Below are 15,509 nucleotides of genomic sequence, written 5' to 3' on the forward strand. Positions count from 1 at the left end.
AGTGGTGATTAAAATTTAAATTGGAGGTGGGATAAAATGGTTAATATGGGTTTGAGTCAATTAGGAATGAGTGCTACAGGAATAAATACTCAACAGATTATGCAACAGATGAGATATATTGAAGAACAACCTATCCGAAATATAGAAAATGATATTTCACAAGTCAAAAGAGAGAAGGATGCTTGGCGGGATATTAATTCTCGGATGTCAAAATTAGATAATTTACTTAAAGATCTAAAGAAACAAGAGACTTATAATAGTATGACTACTTCTTCTAATGATAAGGATGTAGTGACTGCTAGTGCTGATCCTGAAGCAAGTAAGGGAAGCTATGATATTACTGTAAATCAAAAAGCCCAAGTCCAAAGAGTAGTAGGCGGAACTAAAGTGGCAGAAGCTGTTTCTAGTGAAAGTCAAGATGCTACTACTTCTGATGGTGATGCTAGTGATATTGCTATGGAAGACGGAAAAACTTATGATACTACAGATATAACTGATACTACTATTGATGGAACTACTTACAAATATGGTTTAACTGATAGTAATGGAGATGTTGTTGCTATTAGTGAAAATGGTGAAAATTATACTTCTTTAAAATCTGCTACTGCTGAGGGGAATTTAGGAAGTTTAAATCTTGATAATGATACTGGAGGAAATTATGATTTTGGTTATCAAGTCAGTATGGGTACTACCTTAAAGATGCATGGTACAGATGGAGATCAACAAAACACGTTAACCCAGAATAGTTTATATGATACTGTAGGCAGTGATCCTACAATGAACGGTACTACAATTGATATGACTGCTAGTGATACTTTATCTGATTTTGTAACTAAAATTAATGATAGTAGTGCTGGAGTTACTGCTTCTATAGTTGATAATCGAGTTGTATTAGAGAGTAGTAAAACTGGAGCAGACAATTCAATGACCTTGAATGAAAATGGGGGTAATCTATTAACTGACTTAGGAGTTTATGATTCTAATAATACTGGTAATGTATATCAAGGAAATGGTGGGTATCAAGATGCTCAAGATGCTGAAATAACTGTTAATGGCATAAGTGGAATCACTAGTTCCGATAATACTTTCGAAGATGCAGTTAAAGGAGTAACATTTAATATTGAGAGTTCTGCTAGTTCTGGTGACTCTACTACTGTGGATGTTAGTGCAGATACAAAAAAGGCTAAAAATGCAATTAAAGAAGTGGTTGATCAGTATAATAGTGTGGTAGACTTTATTGAAGGGAAAACGAGTGTTAGTGGAACAGGAGAAAATATCGAAGGAAATGTATTGCAGGGAGATGGTACTGCTAACAGAATTGCTAGTAATTTGAAATCAACTCTATTGAATAGTATATCTACTGGTAATGAGATTGATCATATGTCAGAAGTGGGATTAGAGTTTGATAATGGAGATTATAATAAATTAACTCTCGATGAAGAGAAACTAAAAAAGTCTATTCAAGATACCCCAGGTCAGGTTCATGAATTTTTTGCCCCAGATGCTAGTGAAGATGCTAATTATAACCATGATGGTTTGGCAACTAAACTGAAAGATTATACAAATTCTCTGGTAGAACGTGATGGGATTATTCCTAATCGAACAGATAGATTAGGTGATCAAGTTGACCGAATGAATGATACTATTGATGACTATCAGAGACAAGTAGATATGGAAATGCAGCGAATGAAAGAACAGTTTACTCGAATGGAGACTACAGTTTCTAATTTTAATAGCCAAAGTTCATGGTTGAGTTCTCAAATTTCAACTTTGGGATTAGGATAAAAATGAAAAATATGACTAAATTTTATACTAGGACTTAGATGACTTATGAAGAATCTAATTAATGTATCAGAAGATTAAGAAAGGAGATTGGTATGAACCAGATTTATAATAATAATTTAGCAGCATTAAATAAAATTAATCCTACTTTGGCTCACAAAGTTGATCGATTAGAAACTACTCGAGATGATTTTGTAGTAGTACCTACCAAAAATGGTCAAGATTATAGCTTGAAGATGATAGAATCTGGAAATGAAAGGTTAGTTCATAGTTTATATCGACCTCGTTTACAAGCGGAAAAGAAGATAAATAAATTGAAATTAGGGTATCATAATTTGATTGGAGTTGCTGGTATAGGTTGTGGGCACTATATTAGAGCAATTATGCAAGAATTCAGCCAGGAATCACAAGTAGTAGTTATTGAAAACAGGCCTGATATTTTGAAAGAAGTAATGAAACACCAGGATTTAACTGATATATTGCAGCAGATTAGAAATATAAGAATATTTGATGGTTCAGATAAAAGATATATTACTCGCATGAAAGATCAATTGCAGAGGATAGATTATACAGCTTTGGTAGCAGGAAATATTGATTTTTTTAAGACGCCGATTTTAGCTAATTCAGAGGAAAAAGATTATATTAGATTTAGGAAGAGATTTTTTTCGACTTTGCAGTTTATAAATCAGTCTGTAGGTAATGATCCTGGAGATAGTATATTAGGAATAGAACAGGCTTTTTCTAACTTAGAATATATTTTACAGAGTTCATCTTTAGATGAAATTAAAGAATTCAAGAATCAACCGGCTGTTTGTGTTGCAGCAGGACCTTCTTTGGATAAGAATATAGATGTATTAAAAGAATATCAGGATCAAGTATTGATTATTGCTGCTGATACTATACTAGAAAGGTTACTTAGTGAAGGAATAAATCCTGATATTGTAGGAGTATTAGAAAGAACTGAAACTGTTTATGATTATTTCTTTAAGGAATTAATAAAAGAAAATAAATTACCTGAAGATGTTGTACTTGTGGCAGAAGGGATTATTAATCCTAAAATTTATAATAATTTTCCTGGTAAAAAAGTATCTGTTTTTAGAAATAATATACCCTCGGAACAGTGGTTGGCCGAAACTACAGGGGAAATTACTTCCTTTGATACAGGAAATTCAGTTGCCAATTTAAATTATAGTACTGCTTTGGCTCTAGGATGCTCACCGATTGTACTTGTAGGACAAGATTTAGCTTTTTCTAAAGAGGGAAAAGGACATGCTACAGGGACAAAATATGATGAGGTGGGAGAAAAAAAGGATGAGATAGTAACAGTAGAGGGCTATAATGGAGAAGAGTTAAAGGCTAGAAAGTGGTGGAAAATCTTTAAAGAATGGTTTGAGTATCGTATTGCTGAGACTGAAGTAAAGTGTATTGATGCTACTGAAGGTGGGGCTTATATTGAAGGTACTGAACTGATGTCTTTACAAGAAGTAGTAGAGGAGTATTGTCAAGAAAATCTAGCAGACATAAATCAAATTTCAAATTCAGTTTCAACTAACAAGATAGAAAATAGAGTAGATAGCCTTGAGAAAGGAATCTCAGAAGAGTTAAATCGTTTGAAGGAGATTAAAGAGATGATAGAAGAGATAGTAGATTTGTTAGAGACAGTTGAGAAGAAAATAGATACAGCTAATAATACTGTAGGGTGGGCTCAAAAAAAATTTAATGAGATAAATACTCAAATTGCCCAAATGTCAAATGGTGATGCTATCTTTTTCTTTGTCTGTCAAGCTATCTTTATTCAACTAGAACGAAATAAAGTACAGTTAGGTGACTTATCTATAGATACTAAAAATAAATTTAAAGATTGGTGTAGATATGATTTAGATAAATTAGATGATATAAAACAGATCTGTGATATCTTGATTGATGTATTTAGTGAAGGGAAAGAAAGTATAGAGCAGATTAAATTAGCAAGGAGTGATTCATAATGGAAGAAATAGATATAGAAATAGAGCAAGCTGAACTCTTAAACCCACTAGAGGGAGCAGTAGATTATTTGAATAAAGTTCTATTAAAAAAAGAATTGATTTCGGATGCATTAGATGAGGAAGATTATGAAATTGCTTGGCAGGAATTCGGAAATTTGATTGATGGGGTAGAGAATTTAAATAAATTATTATATAATATAAAGAATATTTTAGGATTAGATTATAGTCAAATAAAATACGAAGGGAAAGAGTTGAATCATTATATCGAACAGTTTAACAATTTTTTAGCTAATAAATTAATAATAGCTATGGAAAATGAGGATTATTTGCAAATATCTGATTTGATCAATTATGAATTAGAAGTTCATATTAAGGAATATAAAAAGATATTTATTCGTCTTTTAAATTATATAACTAATCATAAGTTTGTGTAAAGAAAAGTATCAAAAAGAGGAGGAGTTAATAATGGCTAATAATCCATATCAAAAGTATAAAAATACTCAAGTTGAGACAGCTAGTCAGGAAAAACTTTTATTAATGTTATATGATGGAGCAATTAAATTTACTAAACAAGGAATCAAAGGAATCAAGGAAGAAGATTATGAATTGACAAATAATGCTTTAAATAAGGTCCAGGCAATTTTATCTGAATTTCAAACTACTCTTGATCATGACCAGGCACCAGAACTGACAGCTGACCTTGATGCTTTATATGACTATATGAAACGTCGGTTGATTAAAGGAAATGTAGGGAAGAACATAGATCCAGTTGAAGAAGTATTAGGGATGTTAAAGGAATTACGAGAAACTTGGCAACAGGCTGCAGAAAAACTGAAGAAAAAAGGAAAAGAAGGGAATAGGGGAGTTAGTATTGAAGGATAAACCGAAAGTAAAATCTCTTCTATTAGACTTAATAGATAAATATAAAATCTGTTATAGAGATTATAAGAAAATCTTGGAGTTGACTGAGCAACAGAAAGAAAATATAATTACAAAGGAGCTTACTGATTTAACAAAAGTCACCAATAAAAAGCAACGAATTATTGATAAGATAGATCAAGAACAGAAAGAAATTGATCTTATTCGAAGGCAATTATCTGATAAATTGAATATAGTTAATGATAAAGAATTTATTAATAATTTACTTAAAGTTGATATTCCTTACAAAGATAAAATAGAAAAAGTAAGCTATCAAATTTTGAAATTAGTTTCTAAATTACAAAAGTTAGATGAGAAAAATTATGAATTACTAGAGAAAAGAAAAGATAAATGGAAGAAGAAGTTAAGTCAGTTAAATGAAGGTAAGAAAGCTTTTAATTCCTATATGAGTGGTAATAAGGTTAATAGAGAAGGTAAATTTTTTGATAGTAAAAGATAAATAATATAAAAGGAGATATAGTTATGTTAGAAGAAAAAACTATTTTAGTAACTGGTGGAACAGGGTCCTTTGGAAAGAAATTCACTCAATTAGTTTTAGATAAATATAATGTTGAAAAATTGATTATTCTCAGTCGTGGTGAACTTAAGCAGGCAGAAATGAAAGCTAAATTTAATAATGATCCAAGATTAAGATTCTTTATAGGGGATGTCAGAGATAAAGATAGATTATATCGTGCTTTCGATGGAGTGGATATAGTGATTCACGCTGCTGCTTTAAAGAGAGTTCCAGAGTGTGAATATAATCCCTTTGAAGCAGTTAAAACCAATGTATTAGGTGCACAAAATATAATCGATGCTGCAATTGATAAAAAAGTAGAAAAAGTAGTAGCTTTGAGTACTGATAAAGCAGCTAATCCAATAAATCTCTATGGAGCTACGAAATTGTGTTCTGATAAACTATTTACAGCTGGAAATGCCTATGCTGGGGGAAAAAAGACTAAATTTTCAGTAGTTAGATATGGTAATGTGATGGGGAGCCGAGGTAGTGTTATTCCGTTGTTTCAACAGCAAAAAGAAGAGGGGAAAATAACAATTACTGATCCTCGAATGACGAGATTTTGGATTACTTTAGACGAGGCAGTAGAGATGGTAACATTGGCATTAGAAGAGATGGAAGGTGGCGAGGTTTTTGTTCCTAAGATTCCTAGTATGAAGATTACTGAATTAGCTAAAGCTATCGCTCCAGAATGTAAGCAAGAGACTATAGGAATTAGGCCAGGAGAAAAGTTACATGAAGTACTAATTAGCAAGTCTGATGCTCGGCAAACTCTTGAGTTTGATGATTATTATATAATTCAACCTAATTTTGACTGGTGGAATGCTGGTAATCATAGAGGCGGACAACCATTAGAAGATGGATTTAAATATAGTAGTGACAATAATAATCAGTGGTTGACAATTGAAGAAATGAGAAACAAGATAAATAAGTTAGATTTTTAGGTAGTAGGAGGTAGAATATGGGCCAAGAGTTTATACCATATGGGAGCCAGTGGATAGATGAAGATGATATAGAGTCAGTAGTGGAGACATTAAAGAGTGATTATTTAACTACTGGGCCAAAAGTTAAAGAATTTGAAGATAAGTTTTCTGAATATGTAGATGCTGAATATGCTGTGGCTGTTTCTAATGGGACAGCAGCCCTTCATGCAGCTTGTTTTGCTGCTGATATTAGTGAAGGGGATGAAGTAATTACTACGCCAATGACCTTTGCAGCATCAGCTAATTGTATACTTTATCAAGGTGGAACTCCTGTTTTTGCTGATATAGATAAAGAAACTTATAATATAGACCCAGATGAAGTTAGAGATAAAATCACTGATAAAACAAAGGCTATTATTCCTGTACATTATACTGGACAACCTTGTGAATTGGATAAAATCCATAAAATTGCTGAGGAATATAATTTAATTGTGATTGAAGATGCTGCTCATGCACTAGGAGCTACTTATAACAGGCAGAAAATCGGTGGTTTAAGTGATATGAGTACTTTTAGTTTTCATCCAGTTAAGCATATTACTAGTGGTGAAGGTGGAATGATTACTACCAATTCTAAGAAATTATATAATAAATTAATACAGTTTCGAACACATGGAATAACTAAAGATAGTAGTAAGTATATAAATGAAAGTCATGGTTCTTGGTATCATGAACAGCAGAGTTTAGGATATAATTATCGAATGACTGATATTCAATGTGCTTTAGGAATTAGTCAATTAGAAAAGAGTGATCAATTTTTAGCTAGAAGAAAAGAAATAGCTGCTGAATATAATCAAGTTTTTGAAGATTTAGAAGGGGTAGTTATTCCTCAACAAAAATCTACCAGGGAATCTTCCTGGCATATTTATGTTTTGCAGTTGGAATTGGATAAATTAGAAGCTGATCGAAAGAAAATTTTCACTAAATTAAGAGATAAACAATTGGGAGTTAATGTCCATTATATTCCTGTTTATTATCATCCTTATTACAAAAATTTAGATTATGAATATGGATTATGTCCTAATGCTGAATGGTTATATGAACGAATTATTACTATTCCCTTATATCCTAAAATGAAAGATAAAGATGTGCAAGAAGTTATAAAAAGAGTGGCAAAGGTTATAAAGAGATATCAACCTTAGATCTAATAAATAGTTGTTTATAGGAGGTGAATAAATTGAGTAAAGTAGCAGCGATTATTCAAGCTAGAATGGGTTCTACTCGGTTACCGGGAAAAGTAATGAAGAATTTATGTGGGCAGTCGGTATTGGCCCATGTAATAGAAAGAGTAAAACAAAGTGATTTGATTGATGAAATTATAATAGCTACTACAGTATTAGATAAGGATGATGTAATAGTAGATGAGTCTAAAAATTATGATGTGAAGTATTATAGGGGTAGCGAAGAAAATGTACTTAGCAGATATTATTATGCTGCTAAAGAAAATAATATTGATACTATTGTTAGGATTACGTCTGATTGTCCTCTAATTGATCCTTTTGTAGTGGATGAAATTATTAAATCATATAAAGAAAATAATTATAGATTAGTAACCAATGCTGGTCCTAGTCTTGAAGATAGAACCTATCCAAGAGGACTGGATACTGAAGTATTTTCATTTAAAATGTTAAAAAGAGCATTTGAAAAATCTGAAAAAGAATATCAATTAGAGCATGTTACTCCCTATATTTATGAAAACAATGAAGAAATATATTATTATAAAAATGAAACTGATTACTCTAATTATAGATTAACATTAGATGAAGATGATGATTTAAAATTAATAAAAATCATATATAGTAAATTGTACAATGGAGAACATGATTTTTACTTGAATGAAATTATAGAATTAATGAAACAAAACTCCAAATTAGTAAAAATTAATTCTAATGTAGAACAAAAAAAGCTCTAAAGTAAGTTGGTGATTGAGATGAATATTAGTTTAAGAGAAGTAACTAAAAATGATTGTGATTTATTGTTTGAATGGGTTAATGATCCAGTTGTTAGAGAAAATTCATTTAATAATGAATTTATTAAATATGAAGAGCATAAAAAATGGTTTAAGGAAAAATTTAATTCTAGTAGTTCATTTATTTATATTGCTCTTTTAAATGATAAAGAAATAGGACAAATAAGAATAGATATTGAAGGTGGTAATGGGTATATAGATTATAGTATAGCGAAAGAGTATAGATGTAATGGATATGGTAGTCGATTATTAATTAAAATCTTTAATTTTATAAAAAAATCTAAAAATGTTAATATTAAAAATTTAATTGGTAAAGTTAAATATAATAATTTAGCTTCTAGAAAATCTTTTGAAAAAGCTAGATATCGAAAATTAGAAAAGGAAAAATATATAAAATATTATATGGATATTGATTGATATGGATTTTAGATTGAATAAAAAGGTGTTTAAATATGAGAATTTTATTTAGAACTAATGCTGGTCGGGAAGGTTTAGGTCATTTAAATAGAATTTATTCTTTGTATAGAGCTTTAAATGAAATCATAAATTATGATTATAAATTTATAGTTAATAATGAAGCTAAGAAGAGGCTATTAATGTGGAATATTAATCAGAAAAATATTAGATTATCCGATAATTATAATAATCAAGATGTTGAATTAATTTCTTCTTATAATCCTGATATAGTAGTGGTAGATACTTATAAAAGCAATAATCAATATTTTAATTATTTAAAAGAAAATTGTTCTGCAGTAGTAGTTATGTTTGATGATAATAGTAATTTATATTCTGATATAACAGTAGATGTATTAATTAATGGAAATGTTTATGCTGATAATCTCAATTATGAGAAAAATATAAATTATAAACAAGGTCTGTTTGGTCCCCCATATCTAGTTATGAATCCTCAGTTTTGGCCAGTAGACAAAAGCCAATCTAAAGATGATGATGGAATTTTAGTAACTTGTGGTGGAGCAGACCCTAAAAATTTAATGATAGATTTCATTAATAAGTTAGATAATATTAATTTAACTAAAAAAATAGTAGTAGGTCCATATTTTACTGCTAAGCAAATTGATAAAATCAAAAATAAGATTAGTAATAAAGATAAATTTAAATTGATTATGCAACCTGTTGGTCTTAAGAAGCATATTGAGAAGTCTGCTTTAATTCTAACTGCAGCGGGGTCTACAGTTTATGAAACACTTACTTTAAATAAAAGGCCTATTATATATATTATGGAAGATGATCAAGTGAAAATTGCTAATTCATTTGCAGAAAAAGGTGTAATTAATTTAGGTTGGCAGAAAAATATAAAAGAGAATAATATTTTTAAAGCCATTAAAAAAGCAAATGGTAAAACATATAAAAACAAACTTCAACAATTATATAATTGTTTTGATGGTAGTGGTGCTCGTAGAGTGGCTAAAAAAATCCTTGAATTTAGGGGAGATTTATAATGTTTAGAAATAAAATTGAAGTTGGAAATAAAATAATTGGAGGGGAAAAAACTTTTGTAATAGCAGAGATTGGTTCAAATCATAATCAAGATTTAGAATTAGCGTTTAAATTAATTGACATAGCTGTAGAAAGTGGCGCAGATGCAGTGAAATTTCAGTCTATAAAGCCTGATAAAATATATAATTTAGATGATTTAAAAGCTAAAGATAGGGAACTATTAGATAAAATAAAATTGCAAAAAAATTGGTACCAAAAGATAAGAGATTATTGTCAAGAAAAAAATATATTATATTTTAGTTCTCCAACCTATTTAGAGGCAGTGGATATTTTAATAAATCATGGTGTTAAGCTTATGAAAATAGCTTCTCCTCAAACTTATGGTTATCCAAAATTGATAGAAAAAGTAGGTGTTAGTAATTTACCTACTATTATGTCTACTGGTTATTGTAAATATAAAGAGATTGAAAGAGCTGTTGATCTTTTCAAGGAAACTGGTAATGAGAAACTTGTTTTATTACATTGTATTTCTGATTATCCTACTGATCCTAAAGATGTGAATTTGAACTTTTTGACTACTCTAAGAAATATGTTTGGCGTAATACCTGGATTTTCTGATCATATTTTAGGTTATGAAGTTACTTTAGGAGCAGTTGCTAAAGGGGCAAAAGTGATAGAAAAGCATCTTACATTAAATCGAGATATGAAAGGTCCTGATCATTATTTTGCTCTTGAGCCTGATGAGTTTAAAAAAATGATGGTAGGGATTAGAAAAATTGAAAAGGCAAAAGGTAGGTGTTCAAAATCTCAATTAAAAGAGTTTGAAATTGAATTTCGTTCAGAAATAGAAATGAAACTTGTAGCCAAGCAAAAAATTGATGCGGGAGAAAAAATAACTAATGATAAATTAGGATATTTGAGAAATAAAGAAGGAAAAGGAGTTTCAGCTTGGCAAGAAAAAGAAATAGTTGGGTTGAAAACAAAAAATAAGATAAAAGAAAATGAATTTATAACATATGAAAAACTATATTAAACAGGGGGGGATATTATGGATAAGATAATGATTATAGGAGTTGGTTGGGAACAACTTCCGTTATTAAGTAAGGCTAAAGAGTTAGATTTAGAAGTAATAGCTACTACTACTTGGGATAAAACAGAAATTGAAGCAGATGAGGTATATGAAGTAGAGCCTCGAAATTTAAATAGATTAGAAGAAATATTTTCATCGGAAAACCCAGATGCTGTCATTGCTGATGAATGTGATTATTCCATGTATGCTGTAGCTTATTTAACTGACAAGTATAATTTACCTGGACCAGGATTAAAGCCATTAAGCATTACTAATGATAAATCTTTACAACGAAAAATTTGTGAAGACACAAGTGTATGTCAACCTGATTATAAATTGTGTTGGAATTTTAAAATGGTTTTAGAGGTAGCTCAGGAAATAGGTTATCCAGTAATTTTAAAGCCAATTGATAATAGAGGAAGTATAGGAGTTTCTGTTGCAAATAATAAACAGGAATTAAGTGAGGCATGGTTTAAGGCCATTTCTAATTCTCATTCTAGAAAATGCATAGTTGAAGATTATATAGAGGGAGAAATGATTGCAGTTGATGGATTTCATGATTCTTATGAATTTTCTGGGCTCTGTATTTCAACTAAAGAAGAATATTCAGAATTTAGAAATTTAGACAAGTTATTATATTTTCCAGGGGAAATTACTAATCAACGGAAAAATAAGATACTTAATTTAAATAAAGAAATTATTAAAACTGTAGGGATAGAGTTTGGTTTTGTACATGCTGAGTATAAAATCGAAAAAGAAACAGGAAATATTTATTTGATAGAAATTGCTAATAGAGGGGGAGGAGTTTATATATCTGAAAAAATTTTATCTGAAATTACAGGATTGGATTTGAAAAAAAAGTTTATTTTAATGTCATTAGGAGAAAAAGTAAAAATTGATTTTGATAATGAATATAAATCTAAGGTCTTAATGTATTTTTTAGATCCTAAAGGGCAAGCTTCTCCTCAAGCAATAAAGGAAAATTATAAAGAAGACATTTTAGCTTTGTATATGAAAGATAAATCAAAAATTGAAAATGTAGATAGTAAAGATGCATTAGGAAGAGCAGGAGTGGTGATTTTAACGGGAGACTCTTTTGTTGAATTGAAGAAAGAAGCTAGAGAGATAGAATCAGAAATAAATGTGGTAAATACTGAATATTTTTGGAGGGAGTAACTTCATGATTAATGAAAAGGAAACAAAGCAAATTATAAGTAATTATTCTGAAAAGTATTGTGAGTTAAAGGGCCTATATAAAAAATGGAAATTAGATAAATCAGTAGATAATGAAGAATTTAATATAGATTCATTACTAAATATATATATAGAACCAACTAATGCTTGTAATTTAAAATGTTATTTTTGTGCCCGAGAAAATATGGAACGAGATATTAAGTTTTTGGACTTTGAAAGTTTTAAAAGAATAATAGATCCTTTACCAGAAGGATCTTATATTACTTTAACTGGGAATGGAGAACCGTTACTGAATGAAGAAATTTATGATATGATAGAATATGCTGCAAACAATGATTGTTTTGTATCTTTAATTACAAATGGAACAGTTTTAACAGAAGTGAATGCTAAAAAATTAATTCAAAGTGGTATTTCCCGAGTTCAGTTTTCTTTTGACTCAATTAACCGAAAGGTATATGAAGATATTAGAGTGGGAGCTGATTATGAAGATACGTTGTTTAAAATTCTTAGATTTATTTATTTAGCTAAAAAAAAGTATAATAATGATATTTTCATTAGCATTTCTAGTGTGCAAACTGAAAAAGTAAAGGAGTTTGCAGAAGAAAGTAAAGAATTTTGGACCTCAATGCCAATTGATAATTATTATGAGTCTCCTCTGATGAGCTTGCAAACTGATTCCAATGCCTATGATGAAATTGATTTTAAAAAAGAAAATTGGAGAATATGTGCTGCTCCTTGGTTAGTTACCAAAATTGATTCTGACGGAAAAGTCACTGGCTGTCACCATGATTATTCGGCTAAATATATAATTGGAAATGTTAATGATAATGATATATTGGAAATTATAAATTCAGAATCAGCGATTAAATTACGTGAGTCTTTATTTAAAGGAGATAAACCTTTTTTTGAGAAAATAGGATATAATTGTCATAGATGTAATGTGTGGAGAGAAGGTGGGGGATATAATTTTAAAGAATTTCTATCTGATACCTATCCAATTAGGATGAAATTAGTTCTTGATGAAATTAATTTAGAAAAAGATTATTCATTTAAATTTCTAGAGGAAAAAATGAGTGAACTTAAGGAGGAAAAAATATAAATGATTAATAAAGAAAAGATAATTAAAATAGAAGAAAAAGCAGTAAAGAGATATAATAGTCGGTTTAAAAAGAAGGGAGTTTCTCCAACTACTTTAGGATGGGGAAGTAAAGAGGATCAATTACAAAGATTTGAGGTAATAACAAATCAATGTAATTTGGATGGAAAGACTGTTATGGATGTGGGATGTGGTTTTGCTGATTTATTTTCTTACTTGAATAAAAATAATATAAATATTAACTATATAGGGATAGATATAGTTCCAGATTTTATTGATTATTGCAAAGAAGAGTATCCGCAACAAGAATTTTATTGTAAGAATGTAATGTTAGATTTTGATAAATTACCTAAAGCTGATATAGTGATTGCGTTGGGAATTTTGAATTATAACTTTGATGAAGTTTCTAATTTTGAATATTCAAAATTATTCATTAAGAAAATATTTCAAATTTCAAAAGAAAAAGTTGTAATTGATTTTCTTAGTAAATATAGAACTGAGGAATACCCTAAGGAGAATTTTGTTTATTATCATTCTCCAGAAAAGGTTTTTAAATTTATGACTTCTTTAACAAATGATCTTTTACTTGCCCATAATTATCAACCAATTCCTCAAAAAGAATTTATGATTTTTGCTAATAAAAACAAGGAGGATAAATAATAAATGTTTGATAGTAATGTTCATTTATTAGAAATTGAAGATGAAGGAATTAATACTCCAGATGATATTATTGAGGAACTTAATAAAAAATTTAATGAAATGACGAAGAAAGAAATAAAAGAAACATTAACTAACTTATCAAATGAAATAAAGCAGGAGCAAATTAAAAAAGGTCTTTTATATATATTAGATGAAGAATGGGAACATCATGATTGGTTTCCAACAAATTTTCCTCATAATATTATTCCAGGGGTGGTTATGGATCCATTTTCTAAAAATATAGATGTTAAATTAGATAAATTAAGTAAGAATAATGTTGGATTTTTAAAAATTCTGCCTTATGAACAGCATATTTTTAAAGAAGATTATCAAGAGGTGGTTGAATTTGCTAAAAAAGCAGAACAAAGAAATATGGTATTAACTGTTTGTTGTGCTTATGGATCAAGTTATTTATATAAAACAAATGGAGTTGAATTAGTAGCTCGTTTATTAAATGAAGGAATAAGTTCGCCAATAATTATGGCTCATGGCGGTATGACAAAAGTATTAGATGCGATGTCTTTAATGTTAGAATTTTCTAATGTATATATGGATATTTCTTTTTCTATTGCTTATTGGTGGGGATCTAGAATATTAGAGGATTATGCTTTTGCTTTTGAAAAACTGAATTATCAACGAATATTTTATGGTTCGGATTATCCTTATATAGGTTTTAAGAATTCACTAAATTATTTTAAAAAATTTTGTGATAAATATAATTTAAGTTCTGAAGAGCAAAATAAAATTTTACATAATAATTTCAAAAAATTTTTGACAAAAATTAATAGATGATGAATTGTTGGGGAGGATTGGAATGGACAAACAAATTAAATTATTAGAATGTACTCTTAGAGACGGTAGTTATACTGTTGATTTTTCGTTCACTAGTCAACAAACTTATAATATAGTAAAAAAATTATCTGAATTAGGATTTGAATATATAGAAGTTGGTCATGGTGTTGGTTTGGGAGCATCTAAGCCTAAAATTGGAATTGCAACTGAAACGGATGAAGAATATATAAAAGTGGCTAAAGAAGCAGCTCCTAATGCTGAAATTGCTTCTTTCTTTATACCCACAGTTGGTTCATTAAGTGATATAAAAAAAGCAAAAGATGCTGGGTTAGATGTTTTAAGAATTGGAACAAATATTTCAGAATATTATTTAGGGGAAGAAGCGTTAAAATTAGCCAAATCATTAGGCTTAGAGGTTTCTTGGAATTTAATGAAGTCCTATGCGGTTCCCCCAAACGAATTTAAGAGAACTGCTAAAAAAGTTACTAATTTAGGTGCAGATACAGTAGTTTTAGTGGATTCTGCGGGTACTATGTTACCAGAGGAGGTAAATGAATATTTATCTAATCTAACTGAATATGTAGCGAATTCTAAGATAGGATTTCATGGTCATAATAACTTAGGATTATCTGTTTCAAATGTATTAGAAGCAATAAAATGTGGTGCTACTATTATTGACACTTCAATTGGTGGTATGGGAAGAAGTGCTGGAAATGCTCAAACAGAAATAATAGTACATTTATTACAAAAAAAAGGGCTACTAGAAGATATAAATATATATAAGTTAATGGACTTTGCTAAAAATGAAATATTTCCCTTAATGAATTATGTTCAAGGAAATAAACCTCAAGATGTAGCTTGTGGGATGGGAAGCTTTCATTCAAGTTTTATGCCAATAGTACAAGAAGTAGCGAAGGAGTATGATATTCAGCTTGAAAAATTAATTATAGCTGTAGGTAAAGATTCTCCAGTTAGAGTTACTCAGGAGCTTGTAGAACAAATAGCGAAAGTAATAAAAGAAAATAATTAATATTTATAGATAGGGTGAAT

16 protein-coding genes are annotated in these 15,509 nt (G+C 29.5%); all 16 read left to right on the forward strand.

The features are described from left to right. The first annotated feature begins 36 nt into the window (after positions 1–36). The 16 genes from fliD (at position 37) to ACYQ39_RS10050 (ending at position 15,489) form a co-directional block, all read left to right on the forward strand. Positions 37–1,785: a flagellar filament capping protein FliD gene (gene fliD / locus ACYQ39_RS09975; protein ID WP_459842629.1), complete on the forward strand. Its 1,749-nt coding sequence runs from the start codon at positions 37–39 to the stop codon at positions 1,783–1,785. A 92-nt stretch (positions 1,786–1,877) separates the two neighbouring features. After that, complete coding sequence (locus ACYQ39_RS09980) at positions 1,878–3,767, forward strand: motility associated factor glycosyltransferase family protein (protein WP_459842630.1); 1,890 nt, start codon at positions 1,878–1,880, stop codon at positions 3,765–3,767. Next, positions 3,767–4,201, forward strand: coding sequence for a DUF8042 domain-containing protein (locus tag ACYQ39_RS09985; protein ID WP_459842632.1), 435 nt, complete (start codon positions 3,767–3,769; stop codon positions 4,199–4,201). The genes ACYQ39_RS09980 and ACYQ39_RS09985 overlap by 1 nt, the downstream gene beginning before the upstream one ends. Positions 4,202–4,232: 31 nt before the next feature. After that, positions 4,233–4,649, forward strand: coding sequence for a flagellar export chaperone FliS (fliS, locus tag ACYQ39_RS09990; protein WP_459842634.1), 417 nt, complete (start codon positions 4,233–4,235; stop codon positions 4,647–4,649). Beyond that, the gene (gene flgN / locus ACYQ39_RS09995) at positions 4,639–5,145 is read left to right on the forward strand and encodes a flagellar export chaperone FlgN (RefSeq protein ID WP_459842636.1); all 507 of its coding nucleotides are present in this window, start codon (positions 4,639–4,641) and stop codon (positions 5,143–5,145) included. The genes fliS and flgN overlap by 11 nt, the downstream gene beginning before the upstream one ends. A gap of 23 nt (positions 5,146–5,168) precedes the next feature. Further along, the gene (gene pseB, locus ACYQ39_RS10000) at positions 5,169–6,146 is read left to right on the forward strand and encodes a UDP-N-acetylglucosamine 4,6-dehydratase (inverting) (RefSeq protein WP_459842638.1); all 978 of its coding nucleotides are present in this window, start codon (positions 5,169–5,171) and stop codon (positions 6,144–6,146) included. Positions 6,147–6,163: 17 nt separating this feature from the next. After that, positions 6,164–7,324 carry a UDP-4-amino-4,6-dideoxy-N-acetyl-beta-L-altrosamine transaminase gene (gene pseC / locus ACYQ39_RS10005; protein WP_459842640.1) on the forward strand — a complete coding sequence of 387 codons (1,161 nt, stop codon included), beginning with the start codon at positions 6,164–6,166 and terminating at the stop codon, positions 7,322–7,324. Between the two features lie 35 nt (positions 7,325–7,359). Continuing rightward, on the forward strand, positions 7,360–8,094 hold the full coding sequence (locus ACYQ39_RS10010) for a cytidylyltransferase domain-containing protein (protein ID WP_459842642.1): 735 nt from the start codon (positions 7,360–7,362) through the stop codon (positions 8,092–8,094). Positions 8,095–8,112: 18 nt separating this feature from the next. Then, positions 8,113–8,568, forward strand: a complete 456-nt coding sequence (locus ACYQ39_RS10015; protein ID WP_459842644.1) for a GNAT family N-acetyltransferase — start codon at positions 8,113–8,115, stop codon at positions 8,566–8,568. 35 nt (positions 8,569–8,603) lie between these two features. Further along, on the forward strand, positions 8,604–9,611 hold the full coding sequence (locus ACYQ39_RS10020) for a hypothetical protein (protein ID WP_459842646.1): 1,008 nt from the start codon (positions 8,604–8,606) through the stop codon (positions 9,609–9,611). Next, positions 9,611–10,642: an N-acetylneuraminate synthase family protein gene (locus tag ACYQ39_RS10025; protein WP_459842648.1), complete on the forward strand. Its 1,032-nt coding sequence runs from the start codon at positions 9,611–9,613 to the stop codon at positions 10,640–10,642. Before ACYQ39_RS10020 ends, ACYQ39_RS10025 begins: the two co-directional genes overlap by 1 nt. 15 nt (positions 10,643–10,657) lie before the next feature. After that, positions 10,658–11,854, forward strand: coding sequence for an ATP-grasp domain-containing protein (locus ACYQ39_RS10030; RefSeq protein WP_459842650.1), 1,197 nt, complete (start codon positions 10,658–10,660; stop codon positions 11,852–11,854). A 4-nt stretch (positions 11,855–11,858) separates the two neighbouring features. Continuing rightward, positions 11,859–12,971, forward strand: a complete 1,113-nt coding sequence (locus ACYQ39_RS10035; protein ID WP_459842652.1) for a radical SAM/SPASM domain-containing protein — start codon at positions 11,859–11,861, stop codon at positions 12,969–12,971. Further along, on the forward strand, positions 12,972–13,628 hold the full coding sequence (locus ACYQ39_RS10040; protein WP_459842654.1) for a methyltransferase domain-containing protein: 657 nt from the start codon (positions 12,972–12,974) through the stop codon (positions 13,626–13,628). A 3-nt stretch (positions 13,629–13,631) separates the two neighbouring features. Continuing rightward, the gene (locus ACYQ39_RS10045) at positions 13,632–14,459 is read left to right on the forward strand and encodes an amidohydrolase family protein (protein WP_459842656.1); all 828 of its coding nucleotides are present in this window, start codon (positions 13,632–13,634) and stop codon (positions 14,457–14,459) included. Between the two features lie 22 nt (positions 14,460–14,481). Then, positions 14,482–15,489: a beta/alpha barrel domain-containing protein gene (locus tag ACYQ39_RS10050; protein ID WP_459842658.1), complete on the forward strand. Its 1,008-nt coding sequence runs from the start codon at positions 14,482–14,484 to the stop codon at positions 15,487–15,489. Positions 15,490–15,509 lie beyond the last annotated feature (20 nt).

The sequence above is a fragment of the Halanaerocella petrolearia genome (assembly GCF_054657875.1).

Coding starts and splice junctions, on each gene's coding strand:
- pseC (WP_459842640.1), top strand. CDS start 6,164: ATGGGCCAAGAGTTTATACCATATGGGAGCCAGTGGATAGATGAAGAT.
- ACYQ39_RS10025 (WP_459842648.1), top strand. CDS start 9,611: ATGTTTAGAAATAAAATTGAAGTTGGAAATAAAATAATTGGAGGGGAA.
- pseB (WP_459842638.1), top strand. CDS start 5,169: ATGTTAGAAGAAAAAACTATTTTAGTAACTGGTGGAACAGGGTCCTTT.
- fliS (WP_459842634.1), top strand. CDS start 4,233: ATGGCTAATAATCCATATCAAAAGTATAAAAATACTCAAGTTGAGACA.
- ACYQ39_RS10015 (WP_459842644.1), top strand. CDS start 8,113: ATGAATATTAGTTTAAGAGAAGTAACTAAAAATGATTGTGATTTATTG.
- ACYQ39_RS10020 (WP_459842646.1), top strand. CDS start 8,604: ATGAGAATTTTATTTAGAACTAATGCTGGTCGGGAAGGTTTAGGTCAT.
- ACYQ39_RS09985 (WP_459842632.1), top strand. CDS start 3,767: ATGGAAGAAATAGATATAGAAATAGAGCAAGCTGAACTCTTAAACCCA.
- ACYQ39_RS10050 (WP_459842658.1), top strand. CDS start 14,482: ATGGACAAACAAATTAAATTATTAGAATGTACTCTTAGAGACGGTAGT.
- ACYQ39_RS10045 (WP_459842656.1), top strand. CDS start 13,632: ATGTTTGATAGTAATGTTCATTTATTAGAAATTGAAGATGAAGGAATT.
- fliD (WP_459842629.1), top strand. CDS start 37: ATGGTTAATATGGGTTTGAGTCAATTAGGAATGAGTGCTACAGGAATA.
- ACYQ39_RS10030 (WP_459842650.1), top strand. CDS start 10,658: ATGGATAAGATAATGATTATAGGAGTTGGTTGGGAACAACTTCCGTTA.
- ACYQ39_RS10035 (WP_459842652.1), top strand. CDS start 11,859: ATGATTAATGAAAAGGAAACAAAGCAAATTATAAGTAATTATTCTGAA.
- ACYQ39_RS10040 (WP_459842654.1), top strand. CDS start 12,972: ATGATTAATAAAGAAAAGATAATTAAAATAGAAGAAAAAGCAGTAAAG.
- ACYQ39_RS09980 (WP_459842630.1), top strand. CDS start 1,878: ATGAACCAGATTTATAATAATAATTTAGCAGCATTAAATAAAATTAAT.